This window comes from Nostoc sp. (assembly GCF_036916655.1).
Taxonomy (GTDB): Bacteria; Cyanobacteriota; Cyanobacteriia; order Cyanobacteriales; family Nostocaceae; genus Nostoc.
Genome location: NZ_JBALFY010000068.1, coordinates 147773 through 165738, shown reverse-complemented (window position 1 = coordinate 165738; position 17966 = coordinate 147773). Strand labels below are relative to the sequence as shown.

Genomic DNA, 17966 nt, shown 5'->3' with positions numbered 1-17966 from the left:
ACAAACTATTAATTAGCTACTAGTACCAGATTTCTTAAAAACGGAATCGTTATGACTATGCTATCTTAGCGATTTGTGTCAGAATGTGTCAAATTAGTATCTACTGGGGACTGGGGGAGAAGCAAGGGAGCAGGAAGCACAGGAAGAAGATATTTATTTTCCCCCCGCACCCTGCCCCTCTACCTCTTTGCAATGCCTACTCTTAAAACTGCATAAATCTAGATAACGATCCAGGTTGCTTAACTTCATGGAATAGTCGGCAGAAAATTGGGAATGGTTTTATGTGGAAGTTAGACTAGATAAGAAAAGTGTAATTTCCAGTTATTACAATTTTTAATAGAAGAATAGGCATAAACCATAGCTCAACTTGTGCCAGCAGACAAAGGGTAATTATTATGACAAACTTGGGAAAAAAAGCATTGATAAAAAAGCAGTCCTTAAACCGCAGCGCTTGGGTTAGTGCGTTGGCAAAACCCGCCGTAGGCATCGCTGCTAGTTTGATTATGTTGCCAGGAATTTTTGTTGGTACTCCTGTCATGGCACAAAAAGCAGAAACCACCTCTCTAAATTATGGCGACTTGATCAAAAAAGCAAAGGCGGGAGAAATCCAAAAAGTAGAGCTTGACGAAACCGAACAGCTAGCAAGGGTTTATCTCAAGGGGCAAAAGGATGATGCACCACCGCAACAGGTGAGACTTTTGGCGCAAAATACAGAGTTAATTAACATTCTCAAAGAGAGGAATGTTGATTTTGGTGAGGTTTCTTCTGCTAACAGTCGAGCTGCTGTTGGACTGTTGATTAATCTCATGTGGATTTTGCCACTGGTGGCTTTAATGCTATTGTTCCTCCGGCGCTCTACGAATGCTTCTAGCCAAGCGATGAATTTCGGCAAATCCAAAGCCCGCTTCCAAATGGAGGCAAAAACTGGAGTTAAATTTGAAGATGTCGCCGGCGTTGAAGAAGCGAAAGAAGAACTCGAAGAAGTTGTTACTTTTCTGAAACAGCCAGAAAGATTTACCGCTGTAGGCGCACGGATTCCCAAAGGAGTGCTGTTAATTGGCCCTCCTGGTACTGGTAAAACTTTACTAGCAAAAGCGATCGCCGGCGAAGCAGGTGTACCATTCTTCAGTATTTCCGGTTCGGAATTTGTAGAAATGTTCGTTGGTGTAGGTGCGTCTCGTGTGCGCGACCTCTTCAAAAAAGCCAAAGAGAATGCCCCTTGCCTAATATTTATCGATGAAATTGATGCAGTCGGTAGACAACGGGGTGCTGGTATCGGTGGCGGTAACGATGAGCGCGAACAAACCCTCAATCAACTGCTCACCGAAATGGATGGTTTTGAAGGGAATACAGGCATCATTATTATTGCTGCCACAAACCGCCCAGATGTTTTAGATACAGCGTTACTCAGACCAGGACGCTTTGACAGACAAGTGATGGTAGATCCACCCGATCTCAAAGGGCGACTAGAAATTTTGAAAGTCCATGCTCGGAACAAGAAAATCGATCCTAGCGTATCATTAGAAGCGATCGCTCGCCGCACTCCTGGTTTTACTGGCGCAGACTTAGCCAACTTACTCAACGAAGCCGCCATTCTCACCGCGAGAAGACGCAAAGAAGCTGTCACCATTTTAGAAATTGATGCGGCTGTAGACCGAGTTGTTGCAGGTATGGAAGGTACTGCCTTAGTAGACAGCAAGAGCAAGCGCTTGATTGCCTATCATGAAGTTGGACACGCTTTAGTGGGCACATTGCTTAAAGACCACGATCCTGTGCAGAAAGTGACATTAATTCCACGGGGACAAGCACTGGGATTAACTTGGTTTACTCCCAACGAAGAACAGGGGTTAATTTCCCGTTCTCAACTTAAATCCAGGATTACTGCTACTTTGGGTGGTCGCGCCGCCGAGGAAATCGTTTTTGGGAAACCAGAAGTGACCACAGGTGCTAGCAATGACTTACAACACGTGACAGGGATGGCGCGGCAGATGGTGACACGCTTCGGGATGTCAGAATTAGGCCCATTGTCACTAGAAAATCAGAGTGGAGAGGTATTTTTAGGGCGCGACTGGATGAATAAATCAGACTATTCTGAGGAAATTGCCGCCAAAATTGATTCACAAGTACGCGAAATTGTCAGCAATTCTTACATCAAGGCCAAAGAACTGTTGGAAGAAAACCGCGTAGTTTTGGAGCGTTTAGTCGATTTGCTAGCTGAACAAGAAACAATTGAAGGCGATTTATTCCGTAAAATTGTTGCCGATCATGTTCAGGTAGCCGATGAACAATTGGCTGTACCTCATTAGAAATAATGTAGAGATGTAGCAGTGCTACGTCTCTACAAGGGTTTCGGATAACGCATCTTTAATTTTTTCATCAAATGTCTATTAAGGAATAGGGAAAAGTCAATAGTCTATAAACTTTAGACTACTGAAAATCCAAAGATTAAGATTCCCAACTTTTTTCAGAAGTTGGGAATTTTTTTGTTGTAAAAAAATTACATGACTACCTCAGCCTTCCCAGAAAGTAGCACACCTCAAGTCTTGTCACTGTCAAGCTTAGGCTATTGTATTATATATACCCAAACGATGTACTACAAATAGACATAGATATTATGAAACATAGATTTTGGGCAAGCTATCTGCTTGCTACTTTAGCATTTCTCTCTTTCGAGCCTGTAAGTACTACTCAAGTTTTAGCAACAGAATCAGTTTACCAACTAGCACAAGCTAAAGCAGCTTACACCCAATATATGCTGCTTGGTTATAATGAAACTAAACGGAGAAACTATAGAAAAGCTTTATTGAATTTTCAGCAAGCAGAACGCCTACGTCCTGGAGACAAGTATGCTACTTCTGCAATTAGAAATGTTACAAGTTACATCCAACGGGGTAAAAATCGTATTGCCTTTGTTCCAGGTAGACCTGGTAGGGTCAGGTCAGCAGGAACACGGGGAAGTTGCTTTCAAGCTGGACAACATCTTATTCCCCTGACACCAACAGATAAGGAAGCTCAACGAACCACAGCAGAACATCCCACATTTTTTTTCTACCTTCCTCAAACCTCTACAACAGTGCAAGCCCTAGAATTTGTTTTGCGGGATGGTGATAGCATTGACCCATTATATAAGGGAACTTTCAAACCTGTTGGGCAGAATGGTATTGTTAGTGTAAATATACCCGCCGATCAGTCATCTCTACAAATTGATAAAGAGTACAATTGGACTTTTTCGATGATTTGTGATACCAATAACCGCGATAAAGATTCTTATGTAGAAGGTACAATTGTGCGATCGCAAGATGAAAACCTATCTCTTCAGCTAAATCAACCAACTACAGACTTAGATCGTGCAGTTTTATTTGCTACAGCCGGATTTTGGGAAGATGCTCTGAGAACTTTAGCTAATTTACGCCGCCAGCGCCCTAACGATCCTGAAGTTGAGAAATATTGGGAAGATTTATTGAATTCAGTAGAGATTAAAGAAGTTGTAAACAAGCCTTTATTGCCCTGTTGTACTGCCCAGAAATAAGTTAACAATTATTTAAAAACCTACTTTTGATAGAGGAGCCGGGTTTTTACCCTTTCATGCCTAAGAGGCTGTTTCAAAAGTCTAATTTAATACCGGCCCTGGTGATTAGAAATCGCGGCTACACAAACAAAACCCACCTCCGTGGGTTGAAGAACTTGATTTTGCGTTAGTCCACGGAGGCGGACAATGCCAGTGTAGTAGCGAATTATATGACTCTGTTGGCGAATTGCGATCGCTATCCTCAAAAGCTTGAGATGTCGTAGCGTTTCACCCCAGGAATTGCGGTTTACATGAATTCGCCAACAGTCTCATTATATTCGCCCAAAACTTTTCAAACATCCTCTAATACAGCACAGTTGAAATGTAGGGTATTATAAGGTTGTTAAGTCTAGCTAAAAATCAAAATTCATGGAATTTTTAGACAAATAATATGCAAACTGATAAGGAAACTCAAGAAGTAATCATCTTTATCCCTGCATTTACTTCTAAGGAAAAGGATTACTATATCAATCATTATTTAGCAATTGGTCTAACAAACAGATTAGAGAACCAACGAATTTATTTAGAGGCAGAAGAGGTTAAAATTTCCGGTCAAACCGGAAGAAGATTTTCTTGTGAAGACACCGATGGGATGAAGAAAACAGTAGATATTTATGAAATATATTGGAAAGATTTAATTGACGATCTAAATGACAAAAGCATAAGGGAGAAAGTTTTTAGAGGAATTTATTTATTTTTTTATTGGTTTTTTGCTTTATTTAAAATTGGAAAAGTGTCTAAAATATTTTTTCTGCAAATACTGATTATTTTATTTTTAATAATAGCTTGGGAATATAGCACCTTAACTATAGCACTTACTGCTATTGGAAATGATCCCAATGCACTTGGATTTAATGTGCCAAAAGATATAGCTGATACATTAGGTAACTTAGGTAAAACTTTTGGTAGCTGGCCGATCTGGCTAATTACTAGCGCTTTACTTAGTATATTGCCAATACCTGCAAACTCACTAATTAATTTGCTTGATTTTATGGTTCGTTATGCTGAAGATGAAACACAAAAAGAGTTAGGAGGTTTAAGGGATAAGCTTAGACATAGATTAGCTTCAGCGCTAAATGATACATTAAATGAAACTAAGTATAAAAAAATTACAGTTTTAGCTCATAGCTTAGGGACAGTTTTAGCTACTGATTTATTAGCAGACTATAAACATTCAAGCTTGAAAAAAATAAACTTTATCACTTTAGGTAGTCCCTTAAAAACACTAGCTTCTATTTCAGACTGGATATCTGAAGAAGTTGTTAAATGCTTGAACAGTGAATCTGTAGAAAAGTGGCATGACTTTTATTCAGATCAAGATTGGCTATGCACTAAAGTACCTATATCACCTGCAATGGAAAATAATAAATTTAAAGCTACATCCATTTCTCTTAAAGTATCCTTAATTAAACAGATAACTGGGGAATCTCATGATGCTTACTTCTTTGATAAAACTGTGCTGCAAAAAATTATAGAATGACTAGTTAAATTCTGGGTTTGGGTTGCAAAGTTCTTGCTAGTTGTCGCCATATCCGAGAAATAAGCAACGAAGGGGACGATTCTTTGGGCTTCGTCATGGACGGCAGTAATGTAAGTTTGTAATTAAGTTCCACGTGACCAATGAGTGAAATTAATAATCCAAAAGCTCAAGTCTGCGGTGAAGCAGGTTGATGAATTTGTGTTAGCAACACTTAATTAATCGGACATTACATCACTAATTCTCATGCTTAGTATGAGAACTCTTAACTCCTAACTCCCCAAATTTAGGACTCCACCACCCTTTTTGAGTACTGAAATAAGCCACATCTTTATGTTTAGTGTCCTTACGCGATCGCGAATCGCTACATCGCAACATTGTCTTACTCTGTCCCTCTTTGATGTAACTGTACTCCTCTAGAGGCTTTTTGCATACCGGGCAGGGATATTTCGTAATCTTGACAGCAGGCTTTTGTTGATTTTCAGACTGGGCAGCTTTAGTTTGTGGTGGCTGCCAAGTTTTGTTAAAGTCGCTCCAAAATAGCACGACGTTTTCACAGCCTTTTGTACATTTGAGGAAATATTTCTTTTTGACCTTAGTACTCGGAATTTTGGCGAGAAAATTTTTGCATTCAGGGCATCGCGTTTTGGAAGTTTCATATTTGCGATCGCTGATTACATTAGCTTTACCTATTGAGGAACTTGGAACTATAGTTTTAGCTTTGGAAAGTGCTGGTATGAAGTAATTTTGATTCCAACTAGTTAAATAATGCTGCCAAGAATTCTTTCCTTCGGAAATTGCATCAAGGGCATCTTCCATTTTTGCTGTGAATTCTGCCTCTAGTAAATCAGGCAGTGCTTTAAGTAAAAACGCATCAACTTCTAACCCTAACGCTGTCGGTTGCAGATGGTCTTTTTTCAACTCGACATAATTTCGTTTTTTTAAGGTAGCAACGGTAGGAGCATAAGTACTTGGGCGACCAATTCCTTTACGTTCCATCAGTTGCACTAATTTTGGTTCACTATAACGGGGTGGTGGTTGAGTCTGCTTCTTTTCATGTCCAGCATTCTCCAGTTTCAATGCCTGTCCCTGTTGTAATGAAGGTAAAACACTATCCTTGCTGAGATTGTTCCAGTATCGAGCATAACCGTAAAATTCAATCACTTGCCCTCTGGCTGACCACAGTAAAGAACCAGACTGAGTAATCACCAAAGTTTTACGCAACTGGGCTGCACGACACTGAGAAGCAATTGACCGTTTCCAGATCATCACATACAGATTAAACTCATCATCAGGGAGTTCTAAACGCAACTGAACTGAGGGACGAAATACGTCCGTTGGACGAATGGCTTCATGTGCTTCTTGAGCCGATTTGCTACTGCGATGCTTGGCGACTTGCTGCGGTACATTCTGCGGGTCGTTTTGCTCTAACCATTTACGGGCGCTAGCACAAAATTCTGGACTCAGCATCACTGAATCTGTTCGCATATATGTAATTAGCCCTGCCTCATAGAGCTTTTGGGCCACAATCATGGTTTTGTCGGGAGCAAACCTCAGCTTTGAACCGGCTGCTTGCTGAAGGCTGGAGGTTGTAAATGGTGGAGGCGGCTGGCGGTTAACGATTTTTCCTTCAAAGTGAATTACCTGATGAGGATGCTGCTGTGCTTCTTCAACTAAACGTGTTGCCTCTGCTTCGGAAAGAACGCGCTTAGACTCTGGTGTTTCTGGACTATTACCTACCTTTGCATCATCATTAGTTTCAGTTTCTTGCTCTGCTGCGTCTTTTGCAGAATCGACCGTCCCTTTGTAAAAAGCCCGAAATCCTTCCGCATAATCTACCCAGACACTCCAGTAATCTTGGGGGACAAAAGCTAGAATTTCGTTCTCTCGCTGACAAATTAGATGTAACGTGGCGCTTTGGACTCTGCCAACACTCTTAGCGCCGTTATTCAATGCCCAAACTAAAGGGCTACCTTTATAACCTACCAGCTTATCTAGGCAATCTCGGCACAGCCCTGCACCGATTAAGTTTTGGTCTAGCTTTCTGGGGTTTGCGATCGCACTCTGTACCGCCGATGCTGTAATCTCAGTATAAATTACTCGTTTCGGTTCCCTTAGACCAAGGGTTTCTTTGAGATGCCAAGCGATTGTCTCACCTTCTCGGTCTGGGTCAGTTGCTAAGACAACTTCATCAACTTGCCTCACCGCAGACTTAAGCTTCTGGATTGTTTCTTTCGCTCGTTGGTCACGCGGAACGTAATTACACCGGACATTACTGCCATCCATGACAAAGCCCAAGGAATCGTCCCCTTCATTGCTGAGTTCTCGGATGTGACCACAACTAGCGAGAACTTTCCAATCTGCACCCAGAATTTGACTGAGTTTTTTGACTTTTCCGGGAGACTCTACCACAAGCAGGCGTTTGATCATAATTCAGGAGGCAGGAGGTATACACGCATTCAAGTGTGGGATTGAAGTGAGAACACAGCCCATGCTGTTTTACTCTCGATACAATTATTTTTATACTAAAAGAAGTCAGCAAGAATAAATCAAAGTATTTTCTATTTTATTTGCATTTCTTAAACATTCTGCGATCGTCAGGTTTAGTTAAAAATTTTACTCTTTTTATTTGGTCAAGCCATTTTTATACCCTGCTAGAACTGCATTAAGGGAACTCCAAGAAATAAATTATCCAATATTGTGGGGTGGGCATCTTGCCCGCCCTATAAACTGGGCGGGCAAGATGCCCACCCCACAAGAGTTAATTGAATATTTTTTTATTTGGAAGTCTCTAATAAAAAAGATCGGGAGATTTGCATAAAAATACTTCATTTCAATGAAGTAAATAAATACCTGTTCTAAAGGTGTTATTGCACATACAGGGAGAATGGTAAATTTTTCCTGTAATGTTCATTACTTAACCGCATGCATCATTTAGTTAAGTAAACCGAACAGTTAAAAACATCACACTCAATTCAGGAAAATTATATTATGCCCAGACTAATTGTTTCTTCACCCTCATCCATAGGCACTGTGAATTCCGATCTAGTAGTTGGCAAAGAGGATAATACACTATTGCCAACAATTCCAGCAATTGGAATTGAGGTTAGAACAAGGGGAGTCATTAATACTCAAGCAGGTAATGACACTATCTCTGGCACTGGTATTGGTGGCGGCGACGGCTTTGATGCAAGCACTGGTACTGGCATTGCTAACAGTGGCATCATCAATGCAGGACTAGGAGACGATACTATCTCTGGCGTAGGCACTGGTGGTTACGGGTATAGAAGTTATTTACCTGGTACAGGTATCTCTAACACTCAGGGTGGCTACATTTATGGAGGAGACGGAAATGATTTGATCAAAGGAACCGGAACGGGAGGCGGCGGTTTGGGAGCAGGCATCACCATCGGTATTAATAATACTCAATATAGCCGTATTGATGGAGGAAAAGGGAACGACTCAATCTTTGGAACTGGTAGTAGTATAGGAATCTCTAACACTCAGCATGGCCGCATTGATGGAGGAGAAGGGAACAATTCTATCAAGGGAACTGGTGGGGGTCGTTACTCTGGAGGAGATAGTACAGGCATCCTCAACAGTGGTGGCAGCGTCATTAATGGAGGCATCGGAAGCGATTCTATTACTGGTATCGGCACGGGTGCTAATGGGGCTATAAATCCTGTTGGTATTAATTCCCCTGCGGGGAATGGTGTAGGCATCTCTAACAGTGGTGATAGTGTCATTAGTACAGGGCTGGGAAATGACTTGATTTCTGGCAAGGGTACAGGTGGTGCAGGGGACTCGATCCCTTCTTATCCTGAAGCTGGGACAGTTGCCCCTGGTGTAGGTATAGGCATTGTTAACAGTAGTACTATCGACTTAGGCGGCGGCAACGATACCATCACTGGTACTGGCATTAGTAAAGGTATAGGTATTCTTAATACTAGTGGCATTATTTATGAAGGGTCAGGAGCCGATATCCTTACTGGCTATGGCACTAGTGTTGGCATTCAAGGCGGCACGATTGATGGCGGAAACGATAACGATTACTTCAAAGCTCGTCGAATTGATGCTAGCGGTAATTCCGTTGCAAACCAAGGTGGTGCTATTGCCAATGTCTTGATTAAGGGTGGCAGTGGAAACGACACATTTGATGTTGGTTACGGCAATGCTACCATCGATGGTGGATCGGGATGGGACAAGCTAATTCTGCCTAATTTCAGAAATAATTACATTATTACAGGCAGTTCCAACAATTACACCATCAGGCGCGATCAATTTACCCTACATGTCTTGAATATTGAGCAAATTGCCTTTATTGGTGCTGCTCAACAGCAGAGTGTACTTGGGATTCATAGTTAGGGATTTACAGCAAATATAAAAAATCCTCTTCCAGATGGGAGAGGATTTTTTTTGGTAGCATTTTGCGTTTGCTTGGATTCTTGATCTAACGTTTGTAAACTAAGAAACCTGCGATCGCATCTAAAAGTGCTTCTGGTTCATCTGCGCGGATCAAATGACTGCTATTCTCAAAAATTCTCAAATCGGCGTTAGGAATTGCCTGTGCAATTTCTTCCGAAAATTCTGGGGCGCAAATCCAGTCATACCGACCTGCAATCACTAAAGTTGGTGCGGTAATTTTGTATAACTGGTCAAGAATATTGTAGTTGCGGAGAAAACCGCCAAAAGCAACATTAATCGCATCAATTGAGAGAATATTCCGCTGCCAAGCAATGCCTGACGTGGTAGGCTCATATCTTAGCGAATACATTGGCCCCAACACTTGAAAATACTGTCTTAGCTGTTCCTCATTTTCAAAGTTTCCATCCCAAAGCCTTTGAGCGCTTGCTTTTTGTTCTTCAGTTCCCTTTGATGCAAGGATTTCCTTAGCCCGTTTTAAAAAGCCACTATGGGCTGCTGTGGCAATCACAATCAGATGAGAGACATTCTGAGGATAGCGGACTGCATAAGTCAAAGCCACCATACCACCATAAGAGCCGCCAATCACAACAATTTTGTCCAAACCAAGGTGTTGGCGCAAAGCTTCCATATCTTCAACATTATTGTCTAAAGTATAGGTTTCTTTAGGGCCACGGGCAGACCTTCCTTGACCGCGATGGTCAAAATAGACTAGTTGTAGTTTTCGGCTTAAAGCCGAGAAGGTTGGTTTGAAGGAAGTATGATCTGCACCAGGCCCCCCATGAATTAGAAAGGCAACAGGTTTAGAGGAGATGCTTGCACCATCCACCACTAATGCAGAACCTTCCACATCAAAGAAAATTTCTGTATCTCGTATTTTCGCTCGCATTTTCGGGATTGTATTAAATCAGATGACTTCAATTCAAAATAGTAACAACTTGCGTAGGAAGTCCTTTGCTACTCAAATGCACTGTCTTATATCAGATTTTTGGCGCGCGCTACTCAAAAGCCATGCCAAAGCAGCATCAACATTACTAACCTGCTCCCCTGGCGGTATGGCTGGGCGATTTACCATCACAACCTTTATGCCCAGTTCTCGCGCGGCAATAATCTTGGGCTTTGTGGCATCACCACCGCTATTTTTACTAACGATAGTATCAATGTTGTTGTGAATTAGAATTTGTCTCTCATTCTTGAGGGTAAAAGGCCCGCGATCGCACAATACCATCCCCAGCGGTACTAAAGCATCATCGCCAGGCGGGTCAATCATCCGCATCAGAAACCAAATTTTCTCTAGGTGAGCAAAGGCAGCAAGTTCTTGTCTACCAACTGTTAAAAAAACTCGCTGTGCCTGGTTTTGCAGGGCTGTGGCTGCGGCTTTAACGCTATCAACTTCAATCCAGCGATCGCCACTTACTTTTTCCCAAGGCGGACGAATTAACATCAGACGGGGTACTCCGACTTCTGTTGCAGCATCGGCGGCATTGAAGGAAATTTGAGTCGCAAAAGGATGAGTTGCATCAATTAATAAGTCGATTTGCATGACTCGCAGATAGCTAGCCAATCCAGCCACACCACCAAAGCCTCCAACCCGTAAATCGCCCAAGGGTACTGACGGTTCACGGGTGCGACCAGCTAAAGAGGTGATTACTTCTAACCCTTGGATAGTCGCAACTTTGGCAGCTAGTTCTGCTGCATCTCCCGTCCCACCCAGAATCAAAACACGCATGATTAGTATGAAAATATAAAAAGTAGTCAGAATTCAGAATTCACACCTAATGTGAAATCACATAGAGTTTCAACCTAGTTCCCTGCTGTATTTATCGAACAGAATTCAGGAGTCAGGAGTCAGAATTCAGAATAAATTTTGTATGACTGCCGGATAGCGCAAGTGTTAGCGAGTCTGCGTTCGCGGAGCGTCTTTATTCTGACTCCTGAATTCTGACTGACTTCTGAATTCTTCTTCATTTTCTCTCACCGACTTAATTCGGCAGACTGCTCCAAAATCCACGCAGCCTGAAAAAAGTCGCGCTCACAAAACATCGCATAACGATAGGTTGAATGCACAGCAGTAGTGTTAATGGCATAATTGTCAACTAAATTTTCTAATTGTTGTGTTAGTGGTTGAAAGTCTGCGCTGCTGTAAGTACGAATCCAATCGCTATATTGATGATTCGGAATACCATTACTAGCCAATTTTTCTCCTAAAAAGGCATACAAACACATACAGGGAGCCATTGCCGCCGCAGTTAAACCCACATCTCCACCCCAAGCAGTTGCTAATAAAAAGTCCGTATAGCGGCGGGTAGCAGGCGCAGGTTCCACGGAATGCAAATTGACTCCCCACTCAGAGGCATAGCTACTATGCAGGCGCAGTTCTTCTAAAACTCCACTAGCTAAGTTATGAAATGTGGTGAAACCTAACCAATCTGGTGCTTTAGCGGCGGCGATACTGTACGCACGGGCAAAAGCTTCTAAGAAAAAAGCATCTTGCCCTACGTAGTAAGCAAATTTCACCTGCTCAAGAGTCCCATCACCAATGCCTTGAACGAAAGGATGCTCTAGGCAAGCTTGGGCTAAGTCTTGATTTGCTGCCCATAATTCCTTAGATAAAGTCATCTGTTACTTGTCATTTGTCATCTGTTATTATCCCACTCAAAAAGGTAAGAACTGAAGCAAGACTGAGCCGAGACTTCCAAAAAAGTCCATGAAACTGGGACTACCAGTACTTACCTTGTCATTTACTGGTGTTTGGAGTTCTTTAATAAAAGCTTGGGCTGTTAGCGTACCAGGGCTGTTGTTTTGGGATGTAAACAATTTTTCAGCAACTTGGGCATCTTGAAATGCACCTTGTCTATCTAGGATTTGGTAGCGAGCGACACCACGAGCTAAATAAGCACCCGCATATTCTGGTTTAATAGCGATCGCTTGATTAAAATAAGTGATTGCTTGCTGTTGGTTGCCTTTTTGCCCTTCTGCTATACCCCAAGCATAAAATTCTTCTGATGAAGCTACTTGTAATGGTATCCCAACTGCACCCTGAAAGTTAGCGCCATTCAGGTAAGCACCATTTAGTTCTGCATTCGCTAAATAAGTATTTCTCAAATCAGCACCAGTCAAATTTGCCCCACTAAATTTAGCCTCGCTCAGGTTAACACCAAATAAACTAGCACCACTCAAGTTTGCACCCCGTAAATCTGCGCCACTCAAATTTGCACGGCTGAGGTTAGCACCTGTAAGATTAGCACCACTCAGATTTGCTCCAGATAAGTCAGCCAGAACTAAACCTGCATTCGTCAAATCGCAGTTTTGACATTGTTTGGTTGCTAATAACTGTCTAATATGTTCGGTGTTTGCTGCTTGTACCGTTACTGTCAAACTAATAGTGGTTAAAAATGCTGCTGCCCCGATAATTTGGTTTTTCATAATCGTGTAATATTTCTTACTCCATACTAAGATTGACTGAGACGGATTTATACCTCAGCATTATGATATGAGCAATCTCAACAATTTGCCCTCTGTAGTTGTCTATATTACTGATAAATTGGTGATACCTTTACTAGGGAACGCTACGCTAAAGGATTGTAGAAAAGTAGTCAAGCTATTAATTGAGCCAATATTAAGACTCATAACCCCGGTAAGGATGGAAAATTAGCGTCATTCGTCAACGAAATTATACACTACACAATAGGTAAAAATGATGTTACAAAACTAAACTCAAGAAAGCATCTGTAACATCCAAATAATTAGTATTTTTTGAAATCAAGTAAATTATTAGAGCAGTATCCAAGCATACAATTTGCCCTGATAACTAGACTAGCCATTGTCATAAGGGATGGTCTAACTCAGGAGTGAAATGATAGATTTGCTTTTGTATACCCTGATTTTAAATAAATATGAGACTATAGAAACATTAAGACAGTCAGAAAAACGTGAGTCAGCAAGACAAACTCTTAGAAAAAATTCTCTCTGGGACTTCTGATACAGACATCCCTTTTGCCCAACTGTGGCAACTTTTATATACATTAGGCTTTGAGGAACGGATTCGTGGCGATCATCGTATTTTTATCAAAGCCGATGTTGAGGAAATATTGAACCTGCAACACAAAAAAGGAAAAGCCAAAAGCTATCAAATTAAACAAGTTCGGGCAGTGATTATTAAGTATAAGCTAGGAACTAAAAATAATGTTTCGGTATGAAATTATTCTCTATTGGAGTGAATTAGATCAAGCCTTTATTGCTGAAGTCCCAGAATTATCAGGCTGTGCTGCTGACGGCAATTCTTATCAAGAAGCCCTGCATAATATAGAATTGGTTGTGCAGGAATGGATAGAAACAGCTAAAGATTTAGGGCGTCCGATTCCTGAACCTAGACCGCGTTTGATGTATATTTGATTGATACACAGGCTAAGTCAAGCTGATTTTTTAGGCTCATGATAAATATTTGAGTGTTACTGAATTAGGGATAATTTCGCATTCACCCCGCATTTATGCAATGCCAATATTTGACATATCCTAGATAATAATCAGAAAAATTTTCGCTAAAAGACTTAGAAAATTCTATCGGCTGGCATAATCGGATCTAAGTTATAAATCATCCAAAATTGTGGGGTGGGCATCTTGCCCGCCATATAAACTGGGTGGGCGGGCGAGACGCCATTAGTGTCAACTTAACGTGAAACCGCTTGTCCGCCAGGAATTGAAATTCCCGTCTCATAGCTAAAGTCATCTGAAGATGACTAAATATCTCCAGTCTACTTCAGTAGACTTAAGCTATTAGCCCGAAAATTTATTTCCGGGCGGGCATGGAAGCCAACAGTTAAGCTATTTCCAGCTTAACTTGACACCTATGGTGAGACGCCCACCCCACAAGAGTTAATTGGATATTTTTTAATTTGTCAGTCCCTTAGCGTCAAAAAATATCAACGGTGTAGGTTATCGTTGTAGAAATCAATTTTTTAACAAGCCACAGAAAGACCAAGCTATAGTCTAATTGGAAAGCTTAGTCACTGGCAATCTTACAAATCACCATGATATGTGATTTGTATTTGTCAGTACTGTAGTGAATAAGTTGTAGTCCAGAACGTTCTATTTCCTGCAAAAGTTTAGGGATTTCATACTTGTGGTGTCGCCAGATAGTAATCTCTTCACCTTTAGAGATTTCAACTTTTTTATCTATCCCTATCAGACTAAAATTTATAGTGTAATTATGACGTAGTTTGAGATTAGCAACTATACTATCTGTTTTTAGATCGTACTTTCTCACTAGTTCACAATCTTCAGATTTAATCCCAATCTTATTTTTAACCCATTCATATATTTCTTCTACATGATACTTACAGCCGCCTCTAAATATTCCGTCCCATGTAGAGTTAGAACCAATTTCGTTGGTGAACACTAGAAAATCATTTTTTCCCATACTATCTCTAAAATTTTTGAATACCTTATCTCGATTTTGATGATTTCCAATGGTAACTCCTAAGTGTAAAAATATTTTTGCTGTGTCGTCAACTTCAAGACTAGTTTGATTTTGAAACAAAGTTTTAGGTACAGAAGTATTTTCTATGTCAATTGTGGAACTAATAAAATTGACTAATGGAAACCATTTTCTAAAATTATTTCTGGATACCTGAAGCAATTCATAACTAATATCTAAGGCAATATATTTATTAATTTTTCCTAATTTATTGAGTCTGTGGATAAAATTTTTAACAGGATATGAATTTCCAGCACCAACATCTACAATGTTGACTCTCTCGCCAGTTTTAATATTGCTATTCAGATATTTAAAATTACTCTTTAAAAGATCAATTTCTACATTTGCTCTTCCATACCACTTAGGAATAACATATTTTAGATAAAAATCGTCCCAAATTTTTGCACCTCTACCTTTATAAGAATACTTTAGAGGTATTTCTCGTCTAACTTCTAATGCCTCAATGATTCCTAAAACTTCTTCTTCAGAAAAAAGAGAGTAGAATTCAGAACTTGGCTTGGCTGTGCGATTGATAGTAGTTGAAATATCTAAGGGAAGTTGGGAATTGCTATGAAAATTTTGAGCCATTATTTTTGTTCTTTGGTTTTCTTCGATCTGGAAATGGATGAGTCGCAATGCTTGCCAGACAGGTATTCTCCCATACCACTGTCTCAAAACTCAGAATTTCCACCAAAAATAGAAGGTTAATCTAACGTGAATTCGATTGCTCATATAATATCTACCTAATTTGCTCAATCAAAAAACCTCTCCCTGGTTTTACTACGCAGAACCGTCCCTCTCCGAGTCGGAGAGGGACAGACTTGAACTTTAGTTCAAGGCAGGGAGAGGTTCGTCGAACTCACGTTAATCTATAAATCCCCCCATTTGCTACTCTACATAATGACCAATTGTTTTTTTACAATCAAAGTACGATAATTTTCCAAAGATACAGGGGTGAATACCATTGGTTCAGCAACCAGAACTCCAGGAAACTTCGTTGATACAGCCAACCCAGCGCGTGCTGAAAAGTTTAAGTACTTACCGATGGACTTCACTGGGAGCATTGGTCAGTCTGTTGCTGTTAACGATCGCAAACGCACTCACCCCACAACTATTTCGCTGGGGAATTGATGAGGGGATATCGCAAAAAAATCTCCAAATTGTGCTACACAGCGCCGCTTGGATGGTAGTAGCCGCGATCGCTCGTGGTGTATTTAATTTTGGACAAAGCTATCTAGCAGAAGCAGTATCTCAGGGTGTTGCTTATGACCTGCGAAACAAAATTTTCAGCAAAATTCAAAATCTCAGTTTCAGTTTTCATGACCAGGCGCAGACTTCCCAACTCCTAACCCGTGTCACCAGCGATATTGAGCAGATTCGTACCTTTGTTGGCACTAGCTTAATTCAGGTTGTCGGTTCAATTGTGACATTGGTAAGTATTTCGGTACTGTTACTGGTGATGAATTGGCAATTAGCCCTGATTACCCTGACAGTAGTACCTATGGCCGGTTGGTTGATGGCACGATTCATCAGCCAAAATAACAAACTTTTTCGGCAAGTACAAGAGCAACTGAGCAACCTGAATGCTGTATTACAAGAAAACTTGCTAGGTATCCGGGTAGTGAAAGCCTTTGTGCGGGAGTCAACCGAAAGGTCGCGTTACACAACTCTGAATGATGGCCTAGTCAAGGCGAACATGAAGACCATTAGCGCCATCCGTAATACCTTCCCATTGATCTTTTTGCTGAGTAATGCAGTAACACTGGCAGTTTTCGGCTACGGGGGAGCGCAGGTAATTGGGGGTAGATTTTCCATTGGCGAACTAGTGGCGTTTAACTCCTACCTAGCATTGATTCTCCAACCGATTTTGTTGATTGGATTTGCCGCACCTGCGATCGCTCAAGCCGCTGCTTCTGCCGAACGTGTCTACGAAGTTGTCGATGCAGAAGTAGAAATTCGCGATCGCCCCGGTGCTGTCCCTTTTGACACCTGCGGTGGTAGAATTACCTTTGAGAATGTTTCCTTTCGCTATCCAGGAGCGACAACCGAAACTCTCAAAGAAGTATCCTTTGAAACCAAGCCCAATGAACTAATCGCCGTTCTTGGTATGACTGGTTCGGGAAAAAGCACAATTATGAACTTGATTCCCCGCTTTTACGATGTCACAAAGGGAGCAGTTCGCATTGACGGACGAGATGTCACAAGTTTCACACTCAAAAGCCTCAGATCCCATATTGGGATTGTATTTCAAGAAACCACCCTCTTCTCTGGCACAATCCGCGAAAATATTGCCTACGCCAAACCCAACGCCACCTTAGAAGAAGTAATTGAAGTTGCAAAAACCGCCCAAATGCACGACTTTATTAGCAGTCTACCCGATGGCTACGAGACAATTGTGGGTGAACGAGGCGTAGGTTTATCTGGTGGACAAAAACAACGAATTGCGATCGCTCGTACCTTGTTAACCGATTACAGCATTCTGATTTTGGACGATAGCACCTCGGCTGTGGATGCCAGAACTGCTGCCCAAATTCAAGCCGAACTAGATCGCTTAATGCACCAAAAAGCTTGTACAACCTTTGTCGTGGCTCAACGCATTAGCACCGTCCAGAATGCCGATCGCATTTTTCTCATGGATAAAGGACGACTGGTAGCACAAGGCACTCACGAAGAATTGATGCAAACCAGCCCACTCTACGGTGTGATTTTGGAATCTCAGGTAAAACCAAAGGAGAAAAAATGATCCGCAATTAGCATCATTAATTTTGCTCACAGAGTTGTATTGAAGAAGAATTCAGAATTCGACTGAACGCTCACATTGAAATCTCCCATTCATACAGAATACACAACTGAATTCTGACTCCTGAATTCTGTTTTGATAAAGACTTTTAAGGGAACTCCAAGAAATAAAATAAATTATCCAATATTGTGGGGTGGGCAACATGAGCGCCCAGTCTATAGGGCTATCGTGTCGCCCACCCCACAAGAGTTAATTGAATATTTTTTTATTTGTCAGTCCCAAA

13 protein-coding genes are annotated in these 17966 nt (G+C 41.2%); 7 read left to right on the top strand and 6 right to left on the bottom strand.

The window, feature by feature from the left end; all coding sequences use genetic code 11:
- The first annotated feature begins 395 nt into the window (after window positions 1–395).
- From ftsH to V7L31_RS18955, 3 genes are all read left to right on the top strand, one after another.
- The gene (ftsH, locus tag V7L31_RS18965; RefSeq protein ID WP_334697666.1) at window positions 396–2306 is read left to right on the top strand and encodes an ATP-dependent zinc metalloprotease FtsH; all 1911 of its coding nucleotides are present in this window, start codon (window positions 396–398) and stop codon (window positions 2304–2306) included.
- A 308-nt stretch (window positions 2307–2614) separates the two neighbouring features.
- Complete coding sequence (locus tag V7L31_RS18960) at window positions 2615–3529, top strand: DUF928 domain-containing protein (protein WP_334697665.1); 915 nt, start codon at window positions 2615–2617, stop codon at window positions 3527–3529.
- A 430-nt stretch (window positions 3530–3959) separates the two neighbouring features.
- The gene (locus V7L31_RS18955; protein WP_334697664.1) at window positions 3960–5048 is read left to right on the top strand and encodes an alpha/beta hydrolase; all 1089 of its coding nucleotides are present in this window, start codon (window positions 3960–3962) and stop codon (window positions 5046–5048) included.
- Between the two features lie 234 nt (window positions 5049–5282).
- On the opposite strand, the gene topA is transcribed toward V7L31_RS18955, so the two are convergent.
- Window positions 5283–7475 (bottom strand): type I DNA topoisomerase, encoded by a 2193-nt coding sequence (gene topA, locus V7L31_RS18945; RefSeq protein WP_334697663.1) that lies wholly within the window; start codon window positions 7473–7475, stop codon window positions 5283–5285.
- Between the two features lie 561 nt (window positions 7476–8036).
- On the opposite strand from topA, the gene V7L31_RS18940 reads away from it, so the two are divergent.
- Entirely contained in the window at window positions 8037–9410 is a 1374-nt protein-coding gene (locus tag V7L31_RS18940) for a calcium-binding protein (RefSeq protein ID WP_334697662.1), read from the top strand.
- 85 nt (window positions 9411–9495) lie between these two features.
- On the opposite strand, the gene V7L31_RS18935 is transcribed toward V7L31_RS18940, so the two are convergent.
- The 4 genes from V7L31_RS18935 to V7L31_RS18920 form a co-directional block, all read right to left on the bottom strand.
- A complete protein-coding gene (locus tag V7L31_RS18935; RefSeq protein ID WP_334697661.1) occupies window positions 9496–10356 on the bottom strand; it encodes an alpha/beta fold hydrolase in 861 nt (286 codons plus the stop codon).
- 72 nt (window positions 10357–10428) lie between these two features.
- Complete coding sequence (locus V7L31_RS18930) at window positions 10429–11196, bottom strand: cobalt-precorrin-6A reductase (protein WP_334697660.1); 768 nt, start codon at window positions 11194–11196, stop codon at window positions 10429–10431.
- A gap of 245 nt (window positions 11197–11441) precedes the next feature.
- On the bottom strand, window positions 11442–12086 hold the full coding sequence (locus V7L31_RS18925; protein ID WP_334697659.1) for a TenA family protein: 645 nt from the start codon (window positions 12084–12086) through the stop codon (window positions 11442–11444).
- Between the two features lie 36 nt (window positions 12087–12122).
- On the bottom strand, window positions 12123–12893 hold the full coding sequence (locus V7L31_RS18920; protein WP_334697658.1) for a pentapeptide repeat-containing protein: 771 nt from the start codon (window positions 12891–12893) through the stop codon (window positions 12123–12125).
- Between the two features lie 506 nt (window positions 12894–13399).
- On the opposite strand from V7L31_RS18920, the gene V7L31_RS18915 reads away from it, so the two are divergent.
- Both V7L31_RS18915 and V7L31_RS18910 read left to right on the top strand, forming a co-directional pair.
- Window positions 13400–13666, top strand: coding sequence for a type II toxin-antitoxin system HicA family toxin (locus V7L31_RS18915; RefSeq protein WP_334697657.1), 267 nt, complete (start codon window positions 13400–13402; stop codon window positions 13664–13666).
- On the top strand, window positions 13653–13862 hold the full coding sequence (locus V7L31_RS18910) for a type II toxin-antitoxin system HicB family antitoxin (protein ID WP_442944450.1): 210 nt from the start codon (window positions 13653–13655) through the stop codon (window positions 13860–13862). Before V7L31_RS18915 ends, V7L31_RS18910 begins: the two co-directional genes overlap by 14 nt.
- Before the next feature lie 607 nt (window positions 13863–14469).
- Here V7L31_RS18910 and V7L31_RS18905 read toward each other — a convergent pair.
- Window positions 14470–15531, bottom strand: coding sequence for an L-histidine N(alpha)-methyltransferase (locus tag V7L31_RS18905; protein ID WP_334697656.1), 1062 nt, complete (start codon window positions 15529–15531; stop codon window positions 14470–14472).
- A gap of 376 nt (window positions 15532–15907) precedes the next feature.
- Between V7L31_RS18905 and V7L31_RS18900 the strand changes: the two genes are divergently transcribed.
- On the top strand, window positions 15908–17686 hold the full coding sequence (locus tag V7L31_RS18900; RefSeq protein WP_334697655.1) for an ABC transporter ATP-binding protein: 1779 nt from the start codon (window positions 15908–15910) through the stop codon (window positions 17684–17686).
- Window positions 17687–17966 lie beyond the last annotated feature (280 nt).

What these genes read in the sequence shown, in the direction of transcription:
- ftsH (WP_334697666.1), top strand. Translation starts at nt 396, where the DNA reads ATGACAAACTTGGGAAAAAAAGCATTGATAAAAAAGCAGTCCTTAAAC.
- V7L31_RS18960 (WP_334697665.1), top strand. Translation starts at nt 2,615, where the DNA reads ATGAAACATAGATTTTGGGCAAGCTATCTGCTTGCTACTTTAGCATTT.
- V7L31_RS18955 (WP_334697664.1), top strand. Translation starts at nt 3,960, where the DNA reads ATGCAAACTGATAAGGAAACTCAAGAAGTAATCATCTTTATCCCTGCA.
- topA (WP_334697663.1), bottom strand. Translation starts at nt 7,475, where the DNA reads ATGATCAAACGCCTGCTTGTGGTAGAGTCTCCCGGAAAAGTCAAAAAA.
- V7L31_RS18940 (WP_334697662.1), top strand. Translation starts at nt 8,037, where the DNA reads ATGCCCAGACTAATTGTTTCTTCACCCTCATCCATAGGCACTGTGAAT.
- V7L31_RS18935 (WP_334697661.1), bottom strand. Translation starts at nt 10,356, where the DNA reads ATGCGAGCGAAAATACGAGATACAGAAATTTTCTTTGATGTGGAAGGT.
- V7L31_RS18930 (WP_334697660.1), bottom strand. Translation starts at nt 11,196, where the DNA reads ATGCGTGTTTTGATTCTGGGTGGGACGGGAGATGCAGCAGAACTAGCT.
- V7L31_RS18925 (WP_334697659.1), bottom strand. Translation starts at nt 12,086, where the DNA reads ATGACTTTATCTAAGGAATTATGGGCAGCAAATCAAGACTTAGCCCAA.
- V7L31_RS18920 (WP_334697658.1), bottom strand. Translation starts at nt 12,893, where the DNA reads ATGAAAAACCAAATTATCGGGGCAGCAGCATTTTTAACCACTATTAGT.
- V7L31_RS18910 (WP_442944450.1), top strand. Translation starts at nt 13,653, where the DNA reads ATGTTTCGGTATGAAATTATTCTCTATTGGAGTGAATTAGATCAAGCC.
- V7L31_RS18905 (WP_334697656.1), bottom strand. Translation starts at nt 15,531, where the DNA reads ATGGCTCAAAATTTTCATAGCAATTCCCAACTTCCCTTAGATATTTCA.